General features: G+C 73.4%; 17 protein-coding genes and 1 pseudogene. 5 read left to right on the top strand and 13 right to left on the bottom strand.

Annotated elements, in window-relative coordinates; translation table 11 throughout:
• Position 1 precedes the first annotated feature (1 nt).
• The 8 genes and pseudogenes from OG338_RS29130 to OG338_RS29095 form a co-directional block, all read right to left on the bottom strand.
• Entirely contained in the window at positions 2 to 1420 is a 1419-nt protein-coding gene (locus tag OG338_RS29130) for a condensation domain-containing protein (RefSeq protein ID WP_405940205.1), read from the bottom strand.
• Positions 1417 to 1677: an acyl carrier protein gene (locus OG338_RS29125; RefSeq protein ID WP_405940204.1), complete on the bottom strand. Its 261-nt coding sequence runs from the start codon at positions 1675 to 1677 to the stop codon at positions 1417 to 1419. Before OG338_RS29125 ends, OG338_RS29130 begins: the two co-directional genes overlap by 4 nt.
• Positions 1674 to 1883: an MbtH family protein gene (locus OG338_RS29120; RefSeq protein ID WP_405940203.1), complete on the bottom strand. Its 210-nt coding sequence runs from the start codon at positions 1881 to 1883 to the stop codon at positions 1674 to 1676. Before OG338_RS29120 ends, OG338_RS29125 begins: the two co-directional genes overlap by 4 nt.
• On the bottom strand, positions 1880 to 4915 hold the full coding sequence (locus OG338_RS29115) for a non-ribosomal peptide synthetase (RefSeq protein WP_405940202.1): 3036 nt from the start codon (positions 4913 to 4915) through the stop codon (positions 1880 to 1882). Before OG338_RS29115 ends, OG338_RS29120 begins: the two co-directional genes overlap by 4 nt.
• The gene (locus OG338_RS29110; RefSeq protein ID WP_405940201.1) at positions 4912 to 6402 is read right to left on the bottom strand and encodes a class I adenylate-forming enzyme family protein; all 1491 of its coding nucleotides are present in this window, start codon (positions 6400 to 6402) and stop codon (positions 4912 to 4914) included. Before OG338_RS29110 ends, OG338_RS29115 begins: the two co-directional genes overlap by 4 nt.
• Entirely contained in the window at positions 6399 to 10319 is a 3921-nt protein-coding gene (locus OG338_RS29105) for an amino acid adenylation domain-containing protein (protein ID WP_405940557.1), read from the bottom strand. The genes OG338_RS29110 and OG338_RS29105 overlap by 4 nt, the downstream gene beginning before the upstream one ends.
• A gap of 229 nt (positions 10320 to 10548) precedes the next feature.
• Positions 10549 to 11766: pseudogene (locus OG338_RS29100) on the bottom strand (condensation domain-containing protein); the annotation flags it as partial.
• A 161-nt stretch (positions 11767 to 11927) separates the two neighbouring features.
• The gene (locus tag OG338_RS29095) at positions 11928 to 15128 is read right to left on the bottom strand and encodes an amino acid adenylation domain-containing protein (protein WP_405940200.1); all 3201 of its coding nucleotides are present in this window, start codon (positions 15126 to 15128) and stop codon (positions 11928 to 11930) included.
• 394 nt (positions 15129 to 15522) lie between these two features.
• On the opposite strand from OG338_RS29095, the gene OG338_RS29090 reads away from it, so the two are divergent.
• Positions 15523 to 16122, top strand: coding sequence for a hypothetical protein (locus OG338_RS29090; RefSeq protein ID WP_405940199.1), 600 nt, complete (start codon positions 15523 to 15525; stop codon positions 16120 to 16122).
• A gap of 75 nt (positions 16123 to 16197) precedes the next feature.
• On the opposite strand, the gene OG338_RS29085 is transcribed toward OG338_RS29090, so the two are convergent.
• Positions 16198 to 16401, bottom strand: coding sequence for a cold-shock protein (locus OG338_RS29085; RefSeq protein ID WP_018104984.1), 204 nt, complete (start codon positions 16399 to 16401; stop codon positions 16198 to 16200).
• 676 nt (positions 16402 to 17077) lie between these two features.
• Here OG338_RS29085 and OG338_RS29080 point away from each other — a divergent pair.
• From OG338_RS29080 to OG338_RS29070, 3 genes are all read left to right on the top strand, one after another.
• Positions 17078 to 17908: a helix-turn-helix domain-containing protein gene (locus tag OG338_RS29080; protein ID WP_405940198.1), complete on the top strand. Its 831-nt coding sequence runs from the start codon at positions 17078 to 17080 to the stop codon at positions 17906 to 17908.
• Positions 17909 to 18019: 111 nt separating this feature from the next.
• The gene (locus OG338_RS29075; protein ID WP_405940197.1) at positions 18020 to 19069 is read left to right on the top strand and encodes a PhlD; all 1050 of its coding nucleotides are present in this window, start codon (positions 18020 to 18022) and stop codon (positions 19067 to 19069) included.
• 48 nt (positions 19070 to 19117) lie between these two features.
• Positions 19118 to 19558, top strand: coding sequence for a GNAT family N-acetyltransferase (locus OG338_RS29070; protein ID WP_405940196.1), 441 nt, complete (start codon positions 19118 to 19120; stop codon positions 19556 to 19558).
• Positions 19559 to 19627: 69 nt separating this feature from the next.
• On the opposite strand, the gene OG338_RS29065 is transcribed toward OG338_RS29070, so the two are convergent.
• Complete coding sequence (locus OG338_RS29065) at positions 19628 to 20776, bottom strand: S1 family peptidase (protein WP_405940195.1); 1149 nt, start codon at positions 20774 to 20776, stop codon at positions 19628 to 19630.
• Between the two features lie 203 nt (positions 20777 to 20979).
• Complete coding sequence (locus OG338_RS29060; RefSeq protein WP_405940194.1) at positions 20980 to 21150, bottom strand: hypothetical protein; 171 nt, start codon at positions 21148 to 21150, stop codon at positions 20980 to 20982.
• Between OG338_RS29060 and OG338_RS29055 the strand changes: the two genes are divergently transcribed.
• On the top strand, positions 21140 to 22063 hold the full coding sequence (locus OG338_RS29055; protein ID WP_405940193.1) for an SCO7460 family lipoprotein: 924 nt from the start codon (positions 21140 to 21142) through the stop codon (positions 22061 to 22063). The genes OG338_RS29060 and OG338_RS29055 overlap by 11 nt on opposite strands.
• Before the next feature lie 9 nt (positions 22064 to 22072).
• Here OG338_RS29055 and OG338_RS29050 read toward each other — a convergent pair whose 3' ends face one another.
• Together OG338_RS29050 and OG338_RS29045 are read right to left on the bottom strand one after the other, a co-directional pair.
• Entirely contained in the window at positions 22073 to 23566 is a 1494-nt protein-coding gene (locus OG338_RS29050; protein WP_405940192.1) for a carboxylesterase/lipase family protein, read from the bottom strand.
• Positions 23566 to 23835: a hypothetical protein gene (locus OG338_RS29045; protein WP_405940191.1), complete on the bottom strand. Its 270-nt coding sequence runs from the start codon at positions 23833 to 23835 to the stop codon at positions 23566 to 23568. The genes OG338_RS29050 and OG338_RS29045 overlap by 1 nt, the downstream gene beginning before the upstream one ends.
• Positions 23836 to 23848: the final 13 nt, after the last annotated feature.

Below are 23848 nucleotides of genomic sequence, written 5' to 3'. Positions count from 1 at the left end.
GTCAGGCGGCCGCCTCCGCGCGGGCCAGGAGGGCCGGGAGGCCGGCGAGGAGCGGGGCGTCGCCGCACGCCGAGGCGACGACCAGCTCCTCCAGTGCCCACAGGTGTGCCCTGATCCTGGGCGGCGGGAGGTAGGCGGTGTCGGCGGTGAGCATGACGGCCAGGACGCCCTCCTCCTCGGTGACGTGGACGCAGTACCGGCAGCCGAGCTTGTCCTCGGTGGCCGGGAAGCCGAACTCCGTGCGGGCCCGTGCCGCGCGCAGCCCCGCCGCACCCGGCGGCGGCCCTTCGTCCGGCGGGCGTACGAAGAACCGCTGGTCGTTGTAGCAGCAGTACGGGTGTACGGGGGTGCCGCGTTCCCGGCCGACGCGCTCGCGCAGGGCCTCCCAGGCGACCGGGTCGTAGGACGCGGCCCGGTATCCCGCCAGGGCCGCGCGCCACGCCACCGGCAGGAGGTCCGTGAACCGTTCGGCGCCGGCCGTGTCGAGCAGGAACGGCGCGTCCTGGGAGAGCATCGCCACCAGGTCCCGCCGGTCGTCGGCGGCCCGGTTGGCGACGATGGGCGTCATAGCCGCCGCGGGGTGGCCGCCCTCGGCGGCGACCAGGGCGGCCAGGGCGGTCATCAGGACCGTCGACCCGCTGATCCGGTGGACGGCCGCGAGTGTGTCCGTCGCCCGCATCAGCGCCTCGGACACCAGCCGGCCGCTCCAGAAGCGGGGGGTGCGGGGTGTGGCGGCCCGCCGGGGGAACATGGTCGGCGGCATGGTCCGGTAGAAGCTCTCCCACCGGGCGAGGGACCGTTCGCTGCGGCGTACACCGGCCGGTCCGTGCTGGTCCCGGGCGAGGTCGAGCGGGTTGGTGCGCGGGGCCCGCCCGGCCGAGCCCCGGCGCACCAGCAACCGCAGGTCGCGTACCACCTGTTCGGCGGCGTGGCCGTCGGCCGCGAGGTGGCAGAGGACCAGGGCCGCGTGCGTGACCCGGCCCCGGTGGCAGACCGCGCCGACGCGCAGCGGCCATTCCCGCGCGTAGTCGAAGCGGGTGGCGGTGAGTTCGTCCAGCAGGGCGTGTGCGGTGGCCTCGGTCCGTGCCGGGTCGGGCTCGTCCACCACGGTGACCGGCAGGGCGCCGCAGTCGGTGAGCGACTGTCGGGGCTCGCCGTCCTCGTCGTCGTACAGCCGTGTGCGCAGCGCCTCGTGACGTTCCATCAGAGTGGTGAGTGCGGTGGCGAGCCGGGGCAGGTCCGTGACCCGGCCGCGCTCGCCCAGTGGGAGGAGGCGTCCGATGTTGAAGTAGACGTCGTTGGGCGCGGTGCGCAGGATGGCGTTCCAGATCGCCCGCTGGCCCCAGGTGAGGGGTGCCGTGCCCGCCCTGTTCCCGGCGAAGGGGATGTGCAGGGTGCGGGCGGTGGCGAGGTCGTTCATTCCGTCACCAGCCGGGCTGCCAGGCTGTCGATGTTCTCCTCGTGGAACGCCGGGTCGGCGAGGTCGAGTTCTACGCCGTACTCGTCCTCCAGAGTGTCGGCGAGCCGGAGCAGCGCCAGGGAGCTGACGCCCAGTTCGGTGAGGGTGCCCCGGGCGGTGAGGATCTCGGCCGGGGCGAGCTGCCCGTCCATGGCGTCGCTGATCAGCCCGGCGAGCCGGGCGCGTGGCTCGGTGGCCGGGTCCTGGGCGGTGCTCAACTGTCCTCCCTCGCGGCCAGGCGACGGCGCAGGCCGAGGGGCCTGATGTCGGGCCACACCTGGTCGACGTGGGCCACGCACTCGTCCTCCGTGCCGCTGAACCCCTCGGGTCGCCACCCGGCGGGCAAGGGGGTTCCGGCGGGCCAAAGGGCGTGCTGTTCCTCGTCGTTGACCGCCACCAGGTAGCGGAGGGCGGGTGTGTTCACTGGTTCTCCTCGATGAGTGCGGCGACGCACGCGGCGATGCCGTGGGCGGTGGGGCTGTCGAAGAAGGCGTCGAAGGGCACGGCGACGCCGTACTCCTTGCGGATGCGGCCCGCGATGGCGGTGATGGTGAGGGAGTGGCCGCCGAGGTCGAACAGGTCCTCGTCGGGGCCGAGGTCGTCGAGGTCCAGCACCTCGCGCCAGATGGCGAGGACGGTGGCGGTGATGCCTTCGTCGCCCGGGTCCTCGGGGGTTTCGCCGGTGGCCCGTTCACGCGGCGGTTCGGGCAGGGCGGCCCGGTCGAGTTTGCCGTTGGGGGTGAGCGGCATCGCGTCGAGCGTCACACAGGCGTCGGGCAGGGCCGCCGCGGGCAGGGAGCGGGCGAGGTGGTCGCGCAGTGTCTGGGGTGTGAGGGGTACGTGGCCGGACGCGGGCACCACGTAGGCCACCAGCCGGCCGGGCCCGCCGTCCGGGGTTTCCCGCAGCACCGTCACCGCCTGGGCGATCTGCGGGTGGTTGCCGAGGGTGGTGTCGATCTCGCCGAGTTCGATGCGGTGGCCGCGCACCTTCACCTGGGTGTCGGACCGGCCCGCGAAGGCGATGCGGCCGTCGGCGGTGAGCCGGACCAGGTCGCCCGTGCGGTAGAGGCGGGCACCGGGCGGGCCGAACGGGTCCGGGACGAAGCGGGAGGCGGTGAGGCCGGGGCGGCCCCGGTAGCCGTGGGCGACGCCGTCACCACCGATGTACAGCTCGCCGGTCAGCCCTTGCGGCAGTGGCTGGAGCCGGGCGTCCAGGATGTAGGTGCGGGTGTTGGCCAGTGGGCGGCCGATGGTCACGGGGTCGTCGGGTCCCAGCTCGGCGGCCGTGGACCAGACCGTCGTTTCGGTCGGTCCGTACACGTTGACCAACCGGCCCACTGCGGTGCGCAGTTCGCGGGCCAGGACGTCGGGCAGGGCCTCTCCCCCGGTCAGGGCGACCAGGTCCGGTGCGTGGAGCCCGGCGGCGAGCATGGTGCGCCAGCCGCTGGGGGTGGCCTGTACGTGGGTGAGGCGGTGCCGGTCGACCAGCTCGGCAAGTGCCGTGCCGTCGCGGTGGCGGCCCTCGGGGACGAGGACGACGGTGCCGCCCGTGACCAGAGGCAGGAAGAGTTCGACGGTGGAGATGTCGAAGGACAGCGAGGTGAGCCCCAGCCAGCGGCTGCCGGGGCCCGTGCCGGTGGTGTCCCGCAGGGCCGCGAGGAGGTTGGCGAGGGCCGCGTGCGACACCTCGACACCCTTGGGCACACCGGTGGAGCCGGAGGTGTACAGCACATAGGCGGGGTCCGTGAGGGCGGGTGGCGCGGGCGCCGGCGGGGCGTCGGACAGCCGGTCCAGGTCCTCCGGCCCCGGGTCGGTGGCGGTCTCCAGGGTGATCCCGGAGTCGGCGCGCAGGAATTCCAGGCGCTCCGCCGGGTGGTCGGGGTCCAGCGGCAGGTAGGCGGCACCTGCGGTGAGCGTGCCGAGGGCGGCGACGAGCTGGGCGGCCGAGCGGGGCAGGGCGATGCCGACGAGGGCACCGGGACCGGCCCCCCGGGCGCGCAGCAGGTGGGCGCGGCGGCGTACGGCCGCGTCGAGTTCGGCGTATGTGAGGGAGGTGTCGCCCTCGATGACGGCGACGGCGTCCGGGGTCGCGGCGGCCTGGGCGGCGAACAGCGCGGGCAGGGTGGAGCGGGCGTTGCCCGGGGTGCGGGTGGTGTCGGCGAGCAGCGCGGCGCGTTCCTCGGGCGGCAGGACCGGCAGCCTGCCGAGGGCGGTGTCCGGGGCGGCCAGGGTGCCGTCGAGCAGGGTGAGGAAGTGGTCCAGAATGCGGGCGGGGGCCTCGCTCTCGAAGGCGGCGGTGCGGTACTGGAGGCTGCCTTCCAGGCTGTCGGGGGCGTCGACCAGTTGGAGATGGGCGATGTTGCGGGCGGTGCGCGCGAAGCCGGTCCACTCGGTGCGCACGGCGAGGCCGGGGCCGAAGTCGGCGGGCCGGGAGGTGTCGCGCCGCCGGTAGCTGAGGGAGACCGGGCACAGCGCGGTGCGCGGGGTGAGTCCGCGCACCGCACGGCTGAGGGGGACGGTGCGGTGGGCGTACAGGGCGCGCAGCTCGGCCCGGACCGCGTGGGCGAAGTCCGCGAAGGTGAGCTCCGGGCGCGGGTCGGTGAAGAGGGGGAGTTCGTTGACGTGCAGGCCGACCTGCCGGGGCGCGCCGGGCACGCGGGTGGAGAGCTCGATCGCGGTGGCGGGGGCGGTGTTGCCGTAGCGCAGCAGCAGGGCGTGCCAGGCCGCCGTGAGGAGTTCGAACCGGGTGACGCCGAGTGCCGCGGCGGCGGTGACCAGGCGGGCGTGCCACTCCCCGTCGCGCCGGAAGCCGCAGGCGCTGCCGGGGGCCGGGGCGACGGGGTCCGTGTGGTGGGCGGTGAGGCCGGGGAGGGCGGGCGCGGGGGTGTCGTGCGGGCGGCCGGCCCAGAAGCGGGTCGCGTCCCGGACGGCCGCGTCGGAGACGGGCTCCGGGGGTGCCGGTGCCTCGGACGCCGGGGCCGGCCGGCTCTCCTCGCCCGTCACCGCCCGGTACGCCCGGGCCACTCCGGTGACCAGGAGGTCCTTGGACTCGCCGTCGAAGACGAGGTGATGCGCGACGACGAGCAGCAGACGGCGGTCCGGGGCGGTGGTGAACAGCGTGGCGCGTGCCAGGGCCTCGCCCGGTGCGAAGCGGGCGGCGGTCTCCTCGTCGCGGAGCTTGCCGAGGTCGCCGGGCGCGGCGGTGACCAGCCGCAGGGGTGGTGCCTCGCCCGGGACCAGGCCCGGCCCGGCGGGGTCGGTCCGGGACGCGAGCACGGGGGTCGCCCGTACGTACTCGCCCCAGGCGGTCGTCAGGGCTGCGGGGTCCAGGGGGCCTTGGATGTGCAGGGCGAGGCTGAGGTGGTATGCCGAGCCGGTGTCGCGGGTCTGCTCGGTGACCCAGAGGCCGTGCTGGGCCGGGTCGAGCGGGGCCGGTGTTGCGAAGGAGGGGGTCATGGGGTCGCCTCGTCGTCCAGGAGCCGGTGGAGTTCGCGTTTGAGGACCTTGCCGCCCTCGTTGCGGGGCAGGGTGGTGCGGAAGAGGATGCGGGCCGGCAGTTCGTGCGCGGCGAGCCGGTCGAGCAGGAAGGCCCGCAGCCGGGTGGTGTCCGGCTCGCCCTGCCGGGGCACGACGACGGCGGCGACGACGCTGCCCAGCACGGGGTGCGGGATGCCGAAGGCGGCGGCGTCGGCGATGTCCGGGTGGGCGTGGAGCGCGTTCTCGACCTGGATGGTGGACACCTTGTGCGCGCCGGACTTGATGACGTCGCGCTCCCGGTCGAGCAGGTGGAGGTAGCCGTCCGCGTCGAGCCGCCCGATGTCTCCCATGCGCACCCAGCGGCCCCGGAAGACCTCGGCGTCCGCGTCGGGCGCGCCCAGGTAGGCGCGGGGTGCGGTGGGTGAGCGCAGCCAGATCTCGCCGGGTTCGCCGATGGCCGCCGGGCGCCCCTCGGCGTCGGTGATGCGCAGGTGGTCGAGTGTGGCGGGCCGGCCGGGTGAGTCGGGGTGGTCGGGGTCGTAGAGCAGGGTGATCTGGGCGGGTGCGGCCTCGGTGGAGGTGTAGTAGTTGACGATCTGTGCTCCGGGGAACGCCTGCGCCAGCCGTAGCGCGACGGGTTGCGGGAGCGCCGCCGCCGTCGAGCCGACCAGTCTGACTGTGCTGAGGTCGCGGCGGGTGAGAGCGGTGGACGCGAGGAGTTCGATGGCGGTGGCGGGCACCAGGAAGACGCTGCCGACCGCGTGTTCCTCGATGAGCCGGGCGAATCGCAGCGGGGTGAACTGCGGGGCGGCGATCCCGGTGGCCGCGGTGTCCAGGCAGTTCACGAGCATCGTCTGTCCGGCGTTGGTGCCGATCGGGAAGCTGTGCAGGAAGGTGCGCGAGTGACGCAGGGGCCGGCGGCGTTCGTCCAGGGTGCAGCCGTGGGCGAGGTTGGCGTGGGTGGCGCGGACGCCCTTGGGGAGGCCGGTGGTGCCGGAGGTGTAGAGGTACTGGGCGGGTGCGGACGGGTCGGGGAACGGCGGCCCGTCCCCGGACCCGGACCCGAAGTCGTCGCCGGTCGCCCGCCACACCCCGGCGGGCAGCCGGGGCGGTGGCCCGCCCGCGCCGTGCAGGACGCCCGCGCACCGGCTGTCCGCGACGATGTGCGCGGCGGCGGCCGGGGCCAGCCGGTCGGACAGGGGTACGGCGATGCCGCCCGCCCACTGCACCCCGCAGTAGGCGACCGCGTAATCGGTCCACTCCGTGCTGCCGTAGCGCAGCCCGACCGGGTCGCCGGGGCGCAGGCCGCGGGTGCGCAGGCCATGGGCGAGGGCGGCGGCCCGGTCCCGCCAGCTGCCGAAGTCCAGGGCGCGCGGGCCGTTGCGGAGGGCGACGCGCTCCGGGTGGCGGGCGGCGCGGTGGACCAGCAGCTCGGTCAGGGAGCGCGGGGGCGCGGCGGGGCTCACCGGTCGTCCCCCGCAGCGGCGAGCGCGGCCGCGCGTTCCCTGAGTCCGATGAGGTCGTCGGGTTCGGCGTCCGGCACCTCGCGGTCGAAGCGGGCGAGGACGGGCAGCCGCAGGGCCAGGGCCACCAGCGCCAGCATCACCAGGCAGCACAGCAGGTACATCAGCCCGATCCCGCGTCCCGGCCCCGTGCCCAGCACCCGTCCCACACTGCCGGCCAGCACTCCGTCGTCGGCCAGCAAGGGGTCGAACAGCCGGGCGCCCAGGGGGGCGACGAGTCCGTGGCCGATGGGGAGGGTGGACCAGGCGACCATGGTGTTCAGGGCGAATACGCGGCCGTGGAAGCGCTGCGGGACCTTGACCTGGACGATGGTCGAGTACACCCCGTTGACCAGGGCGATGGCGCAGGACATCCCGAAGGCACCGGCACCGATCACCCAGAGGTCGGCGCGCAGCCCGGTCACCGCCCCGGCCAGGGCGAACACCCCGGCCAGCGCGAGCATCCCGCGCACCCGGTGTCTGCGGGGCCCGCCCCACACCCCCATGATCAGCCCGCCGGCGACGGCCCCGGCCCCGCCCGCCGTGGCGACCGCCGCCGCCCCGTCCAGGGTGTCGAAGGACAGCACCAGGGGCGTCACCAGGAGGAACAGCGGTGACAGGAAGAGGTTGAGGCCGGCGAACCACAGGAGCATCGAGCGGAAGCCCCGGTGCCGCCAGGTGTAGGCGAAGCCCTGTCTGATCTCCTCGACGACCGGTTCCCGGCGGGTCCAGGGCAGGGTGTGGGGGAACCTGACGCAGACGAGCACGGCGACGGCGACCACGTAACTCGCGATGTCGAGGATCAGGATGCCGCGCAGACCGATGCCCGCCATCAGCGCCACCGCGACGAGCGGCACAACGAACTGGGCGGTACCGAAGGCTAGTTGGACGATGCCGTTGGCGTGGCCGAGATAGCGTTTGGGGACCAGCTGCGGGATCGCGGAGCTGTACGCGAGGCGCTGGAAGGTGAGTGCCACCGAGAGGCCGCCGAGCAGCACGTACAGATACCAGGTGTCCAGCACACCGCCGAACAGCAGGCACAGCATGGCGACCTGGCTGAGCCCCGCAGCGAGATCGCCCGCGAGCATCACCTTGCGCCGGTCGAACCGGTCCACGACGGCACCGGCCAGCGGGCCGACGAGGATGCCGGGCAGCATCGCCACCACGGAGTACAGCGCGAACCGGGCCAGAGAGCCGGTCTCCAGCAGAATCCAGATGGGCAGGGCGAACTCCGTGAGCGCGGAGCCCACGATCGACCCCAACTGCCCCAGCACCACGGCGAGGAAGCGTGCCGCACCCGGCGCCGGGGCGCCCGCGTCCTTCGCACCGCCCCCGGCCGCCGGGTCCGCCTCGGCACCACCCGGCGGCCCGGTCTCGGCGTGGAACCACCAGGCCGCGTCCGGGGAGCGCTCGGGCAGGGTCTCGGTGGCCTCCGCGCGGACCGCCCGGTGGACGCTCGTGACCGCCTCGGCGACCTCGGCGGCCCGGTACTTCACGAAGAAGTGGCCGCCCTGGTCGATGACGGCGACCGCCGAGCGCTCAGCGAGGAGCAGCCATTCCCGGTAGCGCTCCTGGTAGAAGTCGGCGGCCGGGTCGCGGTCGCCGACGAGCGACACCAGTGGGGCCCGCAGCCTCGGGGCACCGGCCTCGACGTCCGCGATGGCCCCGGTGAAGTACTCCTCGGCGGCCTGGCTGTCGCGGCGCATGTTGCCCACGATGAATTCGGTCTGCTCGCGGTCGAGTTGGGAGGTGTCGACGCCCATGCCCGTGAGCCAGTTGACGTACACCCGGTTGCCGAGCAGTGATTCCAGCGAGGCCACCTTGGAGAGTGCGCCGAGAACCCGTCCGCGTGGTTTGGCGAAGGGGAACTGCGCGCCCGCGTACACCGCTTCGAGTTCGCGGCCGGAGGCTTCGAGCAGTCGCGCGGTCGCCACGGCCAGCGCGGTGCCGACGCCGCAGTGCCCGTACACGATCAGCGGGCCCCTGACCCGTTCGCGTATCTCGGCGGCCAGGCTCTCCGCGAGTTGGCCGAACGGCAGGTGTTCCTCCGTCACGCCGACGTCATGGCCCGGGATGGCGACGGACCACAACTCGTAGCCTTCTGACAGGAGTTCGGCGACGGGCTGGTACACGACCGCGCTGCCGCCGCCGTACGGGACACAGACCAGGGTGGCGCGCGGGTGTCCGGCCGGGGCCTGCGGGGTGAGGCGGTGCAGCAGTCTGCGGGGGCCCCGGGCGTCCTCGGGGGTGTCCGCCAACGCGGCCAGGTCCCTGACGGTCCGGCAGGTGAACAGGTCCATCACGCTGACCGGCCGGGCGCCCGCCTCCGGGAGGAGTTTGCGGGCGCGGGCGACGACCTGGGTGGCGAGGAGCGAATGGCCGCCGAGGTCGAAGAAGTCCTCGTCCACACCGACCTCGTCCAGTCCCAGCACATCGGCCCACACCTCGGCGAGCACCCGTTCCGCCGGGCTCCCGGGCGTACTGGCCGCGCCGGTCGTCCGGTGGATCTGCGGGGCGGGCAGGGCGCGGCGGTCCAGCTTGCCGTTGGGCGTGAGCGGGAGGGCGGGCAGGGCGGTGAAGGAGGCGGGCACCATGTAATCGGGCAGCACCCGCTTGAGCGCGGTGCGCAGTTCCTGCGGGTCGGGCGCGGGCTCCTCGCCGGCGGGGACGAGGTAGGCGGCGAGCCGCTTGTCGCCCGGGGTGTCCTCGCGTACGACGACGGCCGCCTCGCTCACCGGGGGCAGGGCGCGCAGGGCCGCCTCGATCTCGCCGGGTTCGATGCGCAGGCCGCGAAGCTTGACCTGCTGGTCGACGCGGCCGAGGTGTTCCAGGGCCCCGTCGGGGCGGCGCCGGCCCAGGTCGCCGGTGCGGTAGAGGCGCGAGCCCGGCGGACCGTACGGGTCGGGGACGAACCGGGAGGCGGTGAGCCCCGGTCGCCGGTGGTAGCCGAGGGCGACCCCGGTCCCGGCGATGTGGATCTCACCGGGTGCGCCCGGGGGCACCGGCCGCAGTGCCCGGTCCAGGACGTGGAGGCGGATGTTGTCGACCGGGAAGCCGATGGGGACCACGTCCAACGGCCCCTCGCACTCCCAGGCCGACACGTCGACCGCCGCCTCCGTGGGCCCGTACAGATTGGCCAGGGCGCAGCCGGGCAGCACCTCGCGGAAGGCGCGCGCCGTGTCGGGCGGCAGCGTCTCGCCGCTGCACACCACGCGGCGCAGGTCCGTACACCGCCCCGCGCCCTCCTCGGCGAGGAAGAGCGGCAGCATGGAGGGGACGAAGTGGGCGACGGTCACGGGTGCGGAGCGGATGAGTTCGCCGAGGTAGGCGGCGTCCTTCTGGCCGCCGGGACGGGCCAGCACAAGACGTGCGCCGGTCATCAGCGGCCAGAAGAACTCCCAGACGGAGACGTCGAACCCGGCCGGCGTCTTCTGGAGCACGGAGTCCTCGGGACCGATGGGGTGACTCCGCTGCATCCACAACAGCCGGTTGACGATGGCGCGGTGGGTGTTCGGCACACCCTTGGGGCGGCCGGTGGAGCCGGAGGTGTAGATGAGGTAGGCGGGGTCGTCGGGCGCGGGAGTGTTTCCCGGCGTCATGGGAGCGCTCCCGCGAGACAGGTCGTCGTCTTCGAGGTGGAGGACCGTGGCCTTGCAGCCCTCGGGGACGGGGATGGTCCGCTGGGTCAGGAGCACCCGTGCGCCGCTGTCGTCCAGCGTGAACGCGAGCCGTTCGGGCGGGTATTCGGTGTCGAGCGGGGTGTAGCAGGCACCGGTGCGCAGAACGGCGAGGAGTGCGGCGACGAGTTCGAGGGAGCGTTCCGCACCGACCGCGACGACGCCCCCGGGACCGGTGCCCGCCGCGACGAGGCGGGCGGCGATGCGGTCGGCGGCGGCGTCCAGTCCGGCGTAGGTGAGGCTGTGGCCGTCGGCCGTCGGCCGTCACGGCGGTGGCGTCGGGGGTGCGGGCGATCTGCTCGGCGATGAGGGAGACCAGGGTGGCGTCGGCCGGTACCGGCACCTCCGTACGGTTGAAGTGCTCCGTCTCCAGGGCGCGTTCGTCGTCCGAGAGCAGGTCGATGCCGGACAGCGGTGCGTCGGGGCGGTCGGCCACCGCGTGCAGCAGCCGGTCGAGGTGGGCGGCGAGCCGGGCGATGTCCGCCTCGGCGAAGAGGTCGGTGTTGTAGTTGAAGGCGCCGCGCAGCCCGTCCGGCCACTCCATCAGGAAGAGTTCGACATCGAAACGGGTGCCCGAGGCGCGCAGGCCGTAGGTCTCCACGTCCAGGTCCGGACCGGCGGTGGCCTGGCGCCCGGTGGCGTAGTTCTGGACGGCGAGCACCGCCTGGAAGACCGGGGAGCGGGAGACATCGCGTTCCACGTGCAGTTCGGTGACCAGCTGGGCGAACGGCAACTCCTGGTGGGCGTAAGCCTCCAGGCAGGTTTCGCGGGTGCGTTCCAGCAGCTCGGCGAAGGTGGGGTCGCCGTCGAGCCGGGCGCGCAGGGCCAGGACGTTGACGAACATGCCGACCAGGCCCTCCAGTTCCGGTTCGGGCCGGCCGGCGACGGGTGATCCCACCGCGAAGTCGCGCTGGCCGCTGAACCGGGCCAGGAGTTCCTGGAAGGCGGCGAGCAGCACCATGTGGATCGTGGCGCCGTGCGCCTTGCCGAGGGCGGCGAGCCGGTCGAGGAGCGCGCGGTCCACCTGGAATCCGTAGCCGGCCCCGTCGAAGGTCTGCCGCGCCGGGCGGGGCCGGGCGGTGGGCAGGACGAGCGGTTCCACTCCGGCGAGCTCGTCCGCCCAGTAGGCGACTTCGGCGGTGAGCACGTCTCCGCTCAGCCGGTCGCGCTGCCACTGGGCGAAGTCGCCGTACTGGACGGGGAGTTCGGGCAGCGGGTCGTCGTCTCCCGCGATGCGGGCCGCGTAGCAGCGCAGGATCTCGGAGATCAGGATCTCGCTGGACCAGCCGTCGCTGACGCTGTGGTGGACGACCAGCAGCAGGATGTGGTCGCGGTCGGTCACGCGTACGAGCAGGGTACGCAGCAGAGGACCGGCGGCCAGGTCGAAGGGCTCGGCCCCCGCCTCGTCCACGAGCCGTGCGGCGTGCTCCTCCTCCCGCGCCTCCACGACGGGCAGCGGCGCGGGCGCGGGCTCCGCGATCTCCAGTACGGGGCGGCCGTCGTCGGTCACCGGGTAGCGGGAGCGCAGCGTCTCGTGGCGGGCGGTGACGGTGGCCAGGGCATGGGCCAGTGCCTCCCGGTCCAGTGTGCCGCGCAGCCTGCGCGCGACGGGGATGTTGTACGCGGCGGTGCCGGGCGCGAACTGCTCCATGAACCACAGGCGTTCCTGCGCGAAGGAGAGCGGCGGCACGACGCCCTCGGGTCTCCGGGGGACGACGGGGCGGGAGGCGGCGGCGCGGCCTGCCTTGAGCCGGCGGCTGAGCAGGGCGCGCTTGGCGTCGGAGAGGCCGGCGGGGGATGTGGTGGTGTCGCTCATGACGGCGTACCGGTTCCTTCCAGGGTGCCGCCGTCCGAGGCGAGGAGGGCGGCGGCCTCCTCCTCGGACAGGGCGTCGATCTCGGCCGTCAGGGCGGCCTCCACGGCCTCGGCGAAGGCCGCGACCGTGCGGTGGGTGAAGAGGGTGCGCAGGGGGACGGTGAGGTCGGCGGTGGCCCGGACGCGGGCGATGACCCGGGTGGCGAGCAGGGAGTGCCCGCCCAGGTCGAAGAAGTCGTCCAGGGCGCCGACCCGTTCGGCGTCGAGCACCTCGCGCCAGATGTCGGCGACCAGCTCCTCCGCCTCGGTGCGCGGGGCCAGATAGCTCGCGCGCAGCTCCGGGCGCTGCTCGGGGGCGGGCAGGGCCGCGCGGTCCAGCTTGCCGTTCGGGGTGAGCGGCAGCCGGTCCAGGACGAGGACGGCGGCGGGCACGAGATGGGCCGGTAGGAGCGCTCCCACGGCGGTCCGCGCGGCGGCGGGATCAAGGCCCGGGGCGGCGGGGACGACGTAGGCGACCAGGGTGTCGCGGTGGGCGACGACCACCGCTTCGGCGATCCCGGGCTGGGCGAGGAGCGCGCTCTCCGTCTCGCCGGGCTCGACGCGGTAGCCGCGCACCTTGAGCTGGCCGTCCAGCCTGCCCAGGAATTCCAGGGCCCCGTCGTTCCGGCGGCGCACCAGGTCGCCGGTCCGGTAGCGGCGGGAGCCCGGCGGGCCGTACGGGTCGGGGACGAAGGCGCGCGCGGTGGCGCCGGGCCGTCCGGTGTAGCCGTAGGTCACCCCCGTACCGCCGATGAGGAGTTCGCCGGGGGTGTCGGGCGGGACCGGGCCGCCGTGCTCGTCGCACACGGTGGCGGTGACGCCGCCGATCGGGGTGCCGATGGGCGGGCGGGCGCGGGTGTCCGGGTCGCCGAGGCCGGCGGTCGTGGCGATGACGGTGGTCTCGGTGGGGCCGTACGAGTTGACGAGGCGCACCCGGTCGCCGAACCGCTCGCGCCAGGCCCCGACGGCGGCGGCCTGGACCTGGTCGGCGCCCAGGATCAGCAGCCGCAGCCGGTCCGGCCAGGCGACGACGTCCGGGTCGCCGACGAGATGCTGCCAGTACGGGGTGGGCAGGTCCATGACCGTGATGCCGGCGGTGAAGTCCTCGGTCAGCTGGTCGGGCAGCGTGGCGCCGGGGTCGGCCACGACGAGGGTGGCCCCGGCCGCCAGTGCGGGGAACAGCTCCTCGGCGCAGGTGTCGAAGCTGAGTGAGGCGCAGTGCAGGACGCGGTCCTCGGCGGTGATCCCGTATCCCTCGCGCATCCAGCGCACCCGCTCGGCCAGTGCCCGGTGCGGGACGAGGACGCCCTTGGGTTTGCCGGTCGAGCCGGAGGTGTACACGAGGTACGCGGGGTCGTCGGGGTGGGGCGCGGTGGTGCCGCCGGTGGACCCCTCCCCCGCCGGTCCGGTGTCCGCCGCGTCCTCCACGTACAGCGTCCGGACGCTCCCGGGCAGCTCGGGCCGTGAGGTGTCTCGGGTGGTCAGGACGGTGCGGGCGCCGCTGTCGGCGGCCATGTACGCGAGCCGGGCGGCCGGGTATTCGGGGTCCAGGGGGAGGTAGGCGGCGCCGGCGCGCCAGGCGGCGAGCATCGCCACGACGGCGTGCGGTCCGCGCGGCAGCAGCACGCCCACGGTGTCCCCGTGCCGGACTCCCTCGGCGGTCAGCCGTGCGGCGAGGCCGCCCGCGCGCTGCCACAGCCCGGCGTACGAGAGCGAGGCGTCGCGCCCGCGCAGGGCCTCGCCGCCGGGGTGTTCGCGGACGGTGCGGGCGATGGCGTCGTGCACGGTGGGCGGGCCGTCGGGCAGGGCGGGTCCCCGGCCGGCCGCGTGCAGGGCGGCGCGTTCGGGTTCGTCCAGCAGGGGCAGGAGGTGGACCGGGGTGTCCGGGGCGTCCGCCGCGCCGCGCAGCAGCGTCTCGAACCAGCGCGCGAGGCGGGCGACCCGGTCGCCGTCCAGCAGGTCCGTGCGGTAGCCGAAGACGGCGACGACGTCCTCGCCGTCCCGGCGCACGTCGAGGGTGAGGTCGAACTTGCAGGCCCGCATGGCGGGGTCCAGTTCGGTGCAGCCGAGACCGGCGAAGGACGCGTCGCGCAGCAGGCCGGCGTCCTGGGTGTGGACGGTCAGCATCGTCTGGAACAGCGGGGTGCGCCCGGGGTCCCGGTCCAGGCGCAGGGTTTCGGCCAGTTCCTCGAAGGGGATGCGGTCGTGGGCGAAGGCGCCGAGCACCGTGGTGCGGGCGCGGCGGAGCAGGTCGGCGAAGGTGGGCGTCCCGGTCAGGTCGGAGCGCAGGACCAGGGTCCGGGAGAAGTAGCCGATGGCCTGTTCGGCGTCGGGTCCCGAGCGGCCCGCCGTGGGGACGCCGACGCAGAAGTCGTGTTGCCCGGTGCAGCGGTGCAGGGTCGCCTGGTAGGCGGCGAGCAGCACCATGAACGGGGTGCAGCGCCGGGCCCGGGCGAGCGCGTCGATGACGGGCCCCGCGCCGGTGAGCAGCCGGGTGTGGAAGGCGCCCTCGGGCGAGGGGTGTTCGGGGCGGGGCCGGTCGAGGGGCAGTTCCAGGGCGGGTGCGCCGTCCAGGCGGTCCCGCCAGTAGGCGAGGGCTTCGCGCGTCTGCGTCTCGTCCGCCTCCTGCTCCTGCCCGGCCGGGTGTACGGGTGGGGCGGGCAGGTCGGCGGCCGCGCCCCGGAGGTGTGCGGTGTAGTGCGCCGCCAGCTCCTCGCGCAGGATGTTGAGGGACCAGCCGTCGGCGACGATGTGGTGCAGGACCACGCACAGGACGTGCTCGGTGTCTCCCGTACGGAAGAGGGCGACGCGCAGCAACGGGCCCCGGGCGAGGTCGAAGGCGCGGTTGGTGCGCTCGGCGATCAGCGGCTCCAGCCGGTCGCCTCGGCCGCGCAGGTCGTGGCATTCCACGTCGCCCGGGCCCGGCTCGGCCACCAGGGCGGCCGGTTCGCCGTCCTCGGCGGGAAAGCGGCTGCGCAGCGCCTCGTGGCGGGCGGCCACCGCGTCGAAGGCGGCGCGCAGGGCGGGCCCGGACAGCTCGCCGGAAAGGCGCAGGACGAGCGGAATGTTGTACGAGGCGTCGTCGGGGTCCATCTGGTGCAGGAACCACAGACGTTTCTGGCCATGCGTCAGGTACGACTGGACAGCCTGGGTACTCATCCGACTCCCTCGGCGCGCACGCCGAGCGGCGTGGTGTGCGGTTGCTTCAGGTCAATGGGGACGTGTGGAGCATGTGGGGGGAGCGACGCGGCGGTACGGGGATACCGCAGTGGCCGAACGGTCTCGCCACCGGCGAGATCCGGTCATTCACGGCTTCAGGTGTTGCGATGTTATGAACAGCACACGCATGCGTCAATGCAAGACCTGTACACACAAACGGAGTTGAGAAATCCGACCCGCTTATCCGGCCCGTCCGATGAGATCCCCCCGGTCCCGGCCGGGCGTTCATCCCTTCGGCTGGATCTTGGGCGCAAATTGCGCCTTTCGCGTCCTTCCGGGGGGTGAATGGGGGGCATGCGCCGACAAATCCCCGGCCCGAGGAGCGTGGACCATCATGAACAACGCGGACAGTGCGTCGCAGAGCGTACAGACGATGTATGCCGAGCGGTTCGCCACCGATCTCACCGACAACCGTGCGGAGCAGAAGGAGCTCACCGCGCAGATCGAGCGGCTGCGGGCCCGCCTGGCACAGCTCAGGGCCGACGAGACCTGGCTGACCGGGATGCAGGCCGCGCTGCCGGGTGAGACGGCGCCCCCTCGGCCGCGCCGCGCACCGCGTACCGGCGAGAAACCGGCGGAAGACGACACCCCGTCCGGCACACCCGTCCCGGGCCCGAGGCCCGCCGGGCGCGCGAAGCCGAGGCCGTCCCGGGCGAAGGCGGGCGGCAGCAGGGCGGCCACGGCGACCGCTCCGCTGCACCAGCTCATCCGCGCCCTGATGCCCCCGGGCGAACCGCGCCTGGTGCGCGAGGTGCACGCGGATCTGACCGAGGCCCACCCGGAGCGCGGCACCTCGGTGCAGGTGGTGCGCAACACCCTGGAGACCCTGGTGAAGCGGGGCGCCATCGGCAAGGGCATCCAGAAAGGCGCGGCCATGTACACCGCGACCGAACCGGCCCCGTCCGAGGGCGGGACGGCCCGGATGCCCGGCTGAGCGGCCACGAGGCCGTGTCACGCGTCCGGCCCCCGGGGAGCGTGCTCCCCGGGGCCGGACGGTGGTACTACGGCGTCAGGCGGCCGTGATGTTCTCCGCCTGCGGGCCCTTCTGGCCCTGCGTGATGTCGAAGGTCACCGCCTGGCCCTCCTGGAGCTCACGGAAGCCGGAGGCGTTGATGTTCGAGTAGTGAGCGAAGACGTCCGGCCCGCCGCCGTCCTGCTGGATGAAGCCGAAACCCTTTTCGGCGTTGAACCACTTGACGGTTCCGCTGGCCATGCCGGTGCCTCTCAGTCGATATCGGGAGCCGCACCACGCGGTCCCAGTGGTGTCCCGGTCCGCCCCTGCACAGCAAGGCGCCCGCGCCGGAGCACGGGCGGTTTCGGCGAACCACGACTTCCGGCAGTGACGCTACATGGCGAAACCCCTCTCCACCAGAGAGCAACGACTTCGCGTCGCGCCGGGTGCCGGGGAAGGCCGCAGATGGGGCCGTACCCGCCCGGCTCCGGATGGAGCAGTGTCCCCGGGGAGAGAAGGGGAAGAGGGAGGGGGAAGAGAATGGTGCGGCCGGCAGGGGGGCTGCCGACCGCACCGAGTACCGCCCCGCCTCGGCCCGGGAGACCGAGGTGGGTGACGGAAAGAGCCAGATCAGCGGACCGTGGTGCGCAGCCGCCCCACAGGGGGACGAAATACGGTCTGCTGGTCAAGCCCTTCCCGCCACCGTTCTGAACGGGTGCGGAATTCCGGCTGCGAACATTGCCAGGAGAGGACAGCAGGAAGACCGCACGTCAGGCGTGGGCTCACCGCTCCGAAGAGTTGCGGTCCGCCGCCTCACGAGCTCCAGCATGGAAGGTAAACAGACTGTTTTCTACGTCCAGTTTTTAGCGCTAAGCCACGTCGCGCCAATTAGGCTCACGCCCGCGCAACCGGGCCCATACGCGGGGGATTTGATCGCATGACCAACACCGACAAGACGGCACTTCGGACACTCCTCAGAGTCCGTCGTGCACTGATCGACCCCACCGGACACGGTTTCCACCGTTCGTCCCGGCAGGGGCGCCGTGCACCCGGACTGTCCCAGCACCAGGTCGACCAGCTGCTGCACCGCACCCCCGGCACCTACCGCCGGCTGGAGTCGGGCGCCTGGCCGAGGCCGGACACCGGTTTCCTCCGTGATGTGGCGATGCTCTTCGCCCTCAACGAGCAGGAATGGGTGTCGCTGTGCCGGTACGCCGGGATAGGCGACCCGCCGGGCCCGCTCACCGCCCGCTCGGGCAAGGAGGTGCCGGGGGTCTGGCAGGAGGCCATCGACGGGATGACCCATCCCGCGTACATCACCGACGCCTCCTGGGAACTCATCGCGCACAACGACGAGTTCGCGCGGCTGTTCCCCGGGGGAAACGTGCCCAGGAACACGATGAGGTGGATGCTCCTCGAAGAGCAGGGACGCGACATGCTCATCGACTGGGACACCGCCTGGGCACCGCTGGTCGTGCCGCAGCTGCGGGCGGCGCTCGCCAGCCGGCCCGACGACGAGGTGCTCCGCCTGCTGGAGAAGGACGTGCTGGCCGACCCGCGGTGTGCGCCGATCTGGGAGTCGGGCGCCGCGCACATCCATCCCGACGGCGACGAACGGCCCATCCGGCACGCCGTGGACGGTCCGGGGTGGGTGACGATGTGCGCCGCGCAGCCCATGGCCGCTCCGGGCGCGCGCATGATCGTTCTCGTCTTCCACGCGGGCGCGCGGCGCGCGCACACCCGCGTGCCGGTGCTGCGCGCTCCGTAGGGGCTTCCCTCCGGGCTTCCGCGGTGTTGTGATCAGGGCGGCACGGCCGTTTGTGGCTTAGGTTGTGCCCACCCCCACATCGCCGCCGCACCGTGCCCGCCGGAGGATGTCGTGCCTGCCTACATAGCCCGCCCCACCACCGTGTTCCCCGCTCACAAGGTGACCACCGCCGAGATCGCGGACGACATCCGCGCCCATCACCCGGACCACCCTCGGCTCGCCGCGATCCTCCGCATCGTGGCCAACACCGGGGTGCGCAGCAGGTACTTCACCCGGCCGCTGGCGGCGCCGACCGTGTCGGGGGACGCCGGTGTCACGGCCCGGAGCGAGGCGGCGTTCGCCGACGCGCTGGACATGGCGGAGCAGGCGGCACGGGGCGTGCTCGGGGCGTACGGGCTGGAGCCGGGTGATGTGGACGCGATCATCACGACGCACTCGACCGGCTGGTCGGTCCCCAACATGGACATCCACCTGATGAACCGGCTGGGCCTGCGTCAGAACGTCTCCCGGATCGCTCTGACGACGCTGGCGTGCGCGGGCGGCACCCAGGCGCTGATCCGGGCGGTCGACCTGCTGGCCGCGAGACCCGGGGCGACCGTCCTGGTGGTCGCCGCCGAGGTCATCTCCTCGGTGTACAACCATCAGGACGACGCCGTCGAGCACATGATCTACAAGGTGCTCTTCGGGGACAGCGCGGCGGCGACCCTGGTCACCGACGCCCCGCTGGGCCCCGGTTTCCGGGTGGGTTCCCCGGCCGACACCTACGAACACGCCCTGCCGGACAGCCTGACCCGGTATGCCGGCCGCGTCGATCCGGCCGGGTTCCACTTCGACAGTACGAAGGAGGCGCTGAGCGCGGCGGACGATGTGCTGCCCGCCCTGCTGGACTGGCTCGGCCGCCCCTCCGTCGGCTTCGGGGTCATCCACCCCGGCAGTACGCGCATCATCAGCGACACCGCGACGGCCCTCGGGCTGGACGCCCACGACACCCGGCACTCCACCGCCACCCTCACCGACGAGGGCAACCTCGGCGGTGTCTCCGTGCTCCGCATCCTCGAACGCACCCACGCCGAACCGCCGCCGGCCGGCGCCGAAGGCATCACCGTCGCGTACGGGCCGGGCTTCGCCACGGCCGCGCTGCGCGGGACCTGGGCCGTCTGAGCACCCCGCCGGTTGACGCGCGGCCCCGGGGGCCGGTTTCCTGGCGCGATGAACGATCTTCGTATCGCGCGGGTGGACGGCGACGGCTCGCTCCGGGACTGGCAGTCCGTGCACAACGCCATCATCCCGACGGCCACCCTGTCGTTTGCGGAAGTGACGGAGCGTGCGGGGCGCAACCGGTTGTGCGTCGCGTACGCGGGGGACGTGCTGGTGGGGTGTTCCACGGTGCGCCCGCCCGGCGCGGACAACCCGGTGGGGACCGTGATCGCCCGCATCCTGCCCGAGCACCGGGGCCGGGGGTTCGGCGGGCAGCTGTACGCACACGGGCTTGAGCTGGCTCGGGGGCTCGGCGCGCAGGTCATCGAGACATGTGTCCTGGAGTCGAACCCGGAGGGGCTGCGGTTCGCGTTGCGGAACGGCTTCGTGGAGACCGAGCGGTACGTCCTGCCGGGCGACACCGTGCCGTTCATCGACCTCCGGCTCGCCTGACGGCCGGGCACGCACGCGACCCGGGGCCCGCCGCCTCGCTCGGCAGACCCCAGGTCGCGCGGAACGCGGTCAGGCAGTGTGGAGCGTCAGCCCGTACCGGTTCAGGATCTCGTTGATCGGCTGGTGCCAGGTCTCGCCGCCGGAGCTGCAGTTGCCCCAGCCACCCGAGGTGACACCCTGCGCCTGGTCACCGCTGATGAACGAACCACCGGAGTCACCGCCCTCCGCGCAGACACTCGTCTTGGTCATCTGGTAGACCGCGCCCTGGGAGTAGTTGACGGTGTCGTTGGTGGCGAGCACATTGCCGCAGTGCCAGTGCGAGGTGGAGCCGGAGCGGCAGATCGAGGCGCCGATCGGGGCCACGTTGGAGCCCCGGACCAGCTGGTCGGAGACGGTGCCCCAGCCGAGGACGACGGGGACCGTCCACCAGCCGTTGCCCACGCTGACCCACGCGTAGTCGTCGCCGGGGAAGGACGAGCCCTGGAAGTTGCCGATGAAGGAGCCGTCCCAGCCGCTGACCCCGGCGCCCGCCCGGCCGCAGTGGCCGGCCGTGACGAAGCCGCCGTAGACGGAGAAGCCGATCGAGCACCGTACGTTGCCCGTGTAGTACGGGTCACCGCCCACGGTCCCGGCCGAGAACGTCCGGGGCGCTTCGGCGGTCTGCTCGACGGTGACGGGACCGGCTTCCCGGGCCTTCCGTACGAATGCCTGGACATCGTTGTCAGAACGCTGCGACGCGACGACGTCCACGACGACCGAGTTGGTGCGCGGGTCGACGTGCCAGCTGCTGACGCCCTGCGGCGCGTCCAGCTTGTCGAGCTTCGCCTTGACCGAGTCGAGGCGCTTCTCGGTGTGGGTCACCATGCGTACGGCGGCGCCCGTGGCCCGTACGGCGTCGGCCTGCCCGGCGTCGGTGACGGCGACGGTCAGGCCGCCGGTCGCCGGGTCGAACCAGGAACCGCCGTACGCCGCCCCGGCGGCGTGGCGGGCCTTCGGCTGGAGCGCGGTGGCGGTCTTCTCCTGGGAGATCCGCGCCTTGGCCTGACTCACCGTCAGTCCGAGGTCCCGCTGCATGGCGGTGAGCAGGCCGTCGGACGCGGGTGCGGGGGCGGCGGTGGGAGTGTCGGCGGCGGAGGCCGAGGGGAAGCCCGCGCCCGCCCAGGCTCCGAGGAGGAGTACGGCGGAGAGTGCGGTTCTCAAGGCTGTGGAGCGTCTCAAGGTCTTGGCCCTTCTGTTGTTCCGGCTGGGTGGGGGAGGAACAGCAGGCGTCCGAGGCGCCTCGTTGAGAGCGCTCTCAGAGTGTGCCGTTCCGGACTGTAGCCGAGAAGTTGTTAGCAGGTCCATGCCAATGACATGGGTGACCGCACGAGCCGCCGGCTGAGTAGCCGTACTCATCCCCCGCGCGCGGCCCCGTCCTACTGTCACATCAGCTGAAGGAGCAGGTCCGGCCGTTGGGCGGGCCGGAACTCGAGCAGGGGGCGGGCGGAGATGGACGGATCGCCGAGACGGCGCAGGATGGCGGCCGGGGTGGCCGGGGCACTGGTGTTCGGCCTCGCGGCCGCGCTCACCGGGTGCGGGCTCGTGACCACCACGAAGGAGGACCGTGCGTACGCCGAGAAGCTGGCGGAGAAGTACTACCCGGGCGCTCTCCGCGTCATCGAGGCGCACACCCTGATCCCGAACGCCAGTGGTTCGGAGATCACCTTCGCGATGACCGACGACCCCGACGCCGTGGTCCGGATGTGGGTGGACGCCGACGCCGGCACCTGCAACACCCATGACTGCCGGGGCGTGCTGGACGACGCGGTGGAGCGCGGGCGGCGCGAGGCGGCGGCGCTGCGGGTGCTCGTCGGCGCGTTCCGGAGCTGCGGCCACGAGGTGATCGCCGTCGACCCGCAGACCGGGACGCCCTGGATCGCCGCCGCCCCCACCAACGCGACGGTCTCCGGCCTGCTCAAGGACATCGGCGGCTGCGCGCGGCGGTGGAAGGACGGGACCGAGGTGAAGGGCGCGGCGGTCAATCTGGTCTCCCCTGCCGTCGCGAGGAAGCGGCCCGCGGGCAAGAAGTCGCAGCCGACGGCCATGCGTCTGAGCGCGACCTCACTGCTCGCGGCCCTCGGCTCGCACGCGTACTACAGCGCCGGTTACTCCGCGAAGGACGGGCACGTCGACCCGGCGTCGGGCAGCGCCCGCATCGTCCGCCCGTTCGCCGAGCGGCAGAAGTTCGCCACCGCCGTCCAGGGCGCCGTCAAGGACCGGCTCCGGGCTGCCCACCCCCGCGTGCAGGTGAGCGATTACGAGTGGATCTGGCGCCTGGAGCCCGGGACCGTCGACCGGCTCACGGGGTACGTCCTGTACTGCGAGGAGCCCGACGGGGACAAGACGTGCCTGGGCGACCGGGCCGTGCTGGCGACCACCGACCTGGACGGGCGGCTGCTGGGCGAGCTGCGGGAGATCGGCAAGGTCCGCGAGGGCCGGGGACCGCTGGAACTGCCCCCGATGTGAACCGCCGCGTCAGGAGCGGGCGGGGCGGTAGGTGTACGGGTCCCACAGCGCCCGGACCGCGTCGCCGTCCCGCCAGTGCCCGGAGGCCGTCGCGCGGTCCGGCGTCCCCCACACCCTGATGTGGCCGGGGCCCGGCTCCCAGCCCGGGTCGCCGGTGGCCGCGAACCCGGCCCAGGCCGCGGTCATCCGGTCCGCGAGGGCCCGGTCCCCGGGCGTCGGCGCGGCGCCTCCGATGAGGAACCGGATGGCCTCGTCGTCCACGTTGCCGAAGGCGAAGGGCACGTCGGCGCAGTGCCAGGCCCGCACTCCCCCGCCCTTGCGGTCGAACCGGGACAGGAAGGCGCGGCCGCCCGCCGCCGTGTGGGCCTCGGCGAGCCTGCTGCCGTACACGCCGAACATCAGGTCCCCGTAGACGGCGAGGTGGATGTCATACGGTCCGGCGCCGGGCATGAGTGCGCGGTACCCGTCGATGAGCCCGGACGGCAGTCCGAAGTCGGCGGCGAAGCTCTTCAGCCGCTCGTCCGTGGGGACTTCGCAGGCGCTGCCTACGGCGTCCATCAGCCAGTATTCCTCGGTCGTGTGGCAGACGAGCAGGTCGGCGTCCCGGCCGGCCCCTGCGACGACGAGAGCGAGCGGGTCGTCGCGCAGCACCTCCCCGTCGGCGACCGGTCCGTAGATGACCGGGTCCCAGTGCAGCGCCCCGGAGCCGGGGTCCGCGCGGTAGTCCCCGACGACCTGCTCCGAAGCCTTCAGCAGTTCCTGCGGGGAGGCTCCGGTGAGGGGTTTCCCCGTGGCGACGGCGACGCGGTCCGTGACCTGTCCGGCCAGCTCCGGGGCGAAGACGGGGCCGACCGCGCTGTGCGCGATCACCCGCCGGAAGAGCCCGTGCGCGCGGTCCATCACCATCAGGCAGACCGCGGAGGTGGCCCCCGCCGACTGTCCGGCCAGGGTGACGTTTGCCGGGTCTCCCCCGAACGCGGCGATGTTGTCGCGGACCCATTCGAGGGCGGCGATCTGGTCGAGCAGGCCCCGGTTGGGCGGGCAGGCGTCGTCCGGGACATGGCCGAAGCCCTCGAAGCCGACGCGGTAGTTGAGGGTGACGACGACGAGGCCGGTGCGGGCCAGGGCCGTACCGTCGAAGTCCGGCTGGGCGCTCGATCCGAAGGTGTAGGCGCCGCCGTGAATCCAGACCAGCACGGGCAGCGGTCCCGGCGCGGTCGTGGGGGTCCAGATGTTGAGGCTCAGGACGTCCTCGTCGCCGGGCGACCAGGTGGGAGCGCCCGGCAGTTCGGCGGACTGGGGCGGGACGGGGCCGAACTCCGTGCAGTCACGGACCCCGGGCCACGGGGCGCGCGGGCGCGGGGCACGGAGGCGGTTCTCGCCGAACGGCGGCTCGGCGTAGGGGATTCCGAGGACGGCGGCGACGTCATTGCGCGGTGCGCGTCCGCGTACCCGGCCGCTTGCCGTCTCGTACACACCGCTGTCCGTCGACAAGGGATTCATCAGCCGGCCTGTCCGATCGCGCTGCGGAGCATGGCCACCGTGGTCGCCGCCGCGGCCCGTTCCGCCTCGTCGTCCGTGGCGCGCACCCGTTCCTCCAGCAGCACCACCGCCGCCTGGAGTACGCCGACGCGCACCGGAACGGACCGCATGGCCGTCAGGACGGCCGCCGCCTGTTCGGCCGGTGTGGCGGGGGTGGCCTGTGGGATGAGGGTGGTGATGCCGCGCCCGAGCGCACGGTCACGAGGCGGCTGGGCCGCGGGTGTGGTCACCGGGGAATTCTGC

The sequence above is a fragment of the Streptomyces sp. NBC_00726 genome (genome assembly GCF_045161735.1).
In the GTDB taxonomy this organism is placed as follows: Bacteria; Actinomycetota; Actinomycetes; order Streptomycetales; family Streptomycetaceae; genus Streptomyces.
Note: the sequence above shows the minus strand (reverse complement) of the source record. Positions and strands in the feature narration are given on the sequence as shown.

Coding starts and splice junctions, on each gene's coding strand:
- OG338_RS29130 (WP_405940205.1), bottom strand. CDS start 1,420: ATGAACGACCTCGCCACCGCCCGCACCCTGCACATCCCCTTCGCCGGG.
- OG338_RS29115 (WP_405940202.1), bottom strand. CDS start 4,915: ATGACCCCCTCCTTCGCAACACCGGCCCCGCTCGACCCGGCCCAGCAC.
- OG338_RS29095 (WP_405940200.1), bottom strand. CDS start 15,128: ATGAGTACCCAGGCTGTCCAGTCGTACCTGACGCATGGCCAGAAACGT.
- OG338_RS29090 (WP_405940199.1), top strand. CDS start 15,523: ATGAACAACGCGGACAGTGCGTCGCAGAGCGTACAGACGATGTATGCC.
- OG338_RS29085 (WP_018104984.1), bottom strand. CDS start 16,401: ATGGCCAGCGGAACCGTCAAGTGGTTCAACGCCGAAAAGGGTTTCGGC.
- OG338_RS29080 (WP_405940198.1), top strand. CDS start 17,078: ATGACCAACACCGACAAGACGGCACTTCGGACACTCCTCAGAGTCCGT.
- OG338_RS29070 (WP_405940196.1), top strand. CDS start 19,118: ATGAACGATCTTCGTATCGCGCGGGTGGACGGCGACGGCTCGCTCCGG.
- OG338_RS29050 (WP_405940192.1), bottom strand. CDS start 23,566: ATGAATCCCTTGTCGACGGACAGCGGTGTGTACGAGACGGCAAGCGGC.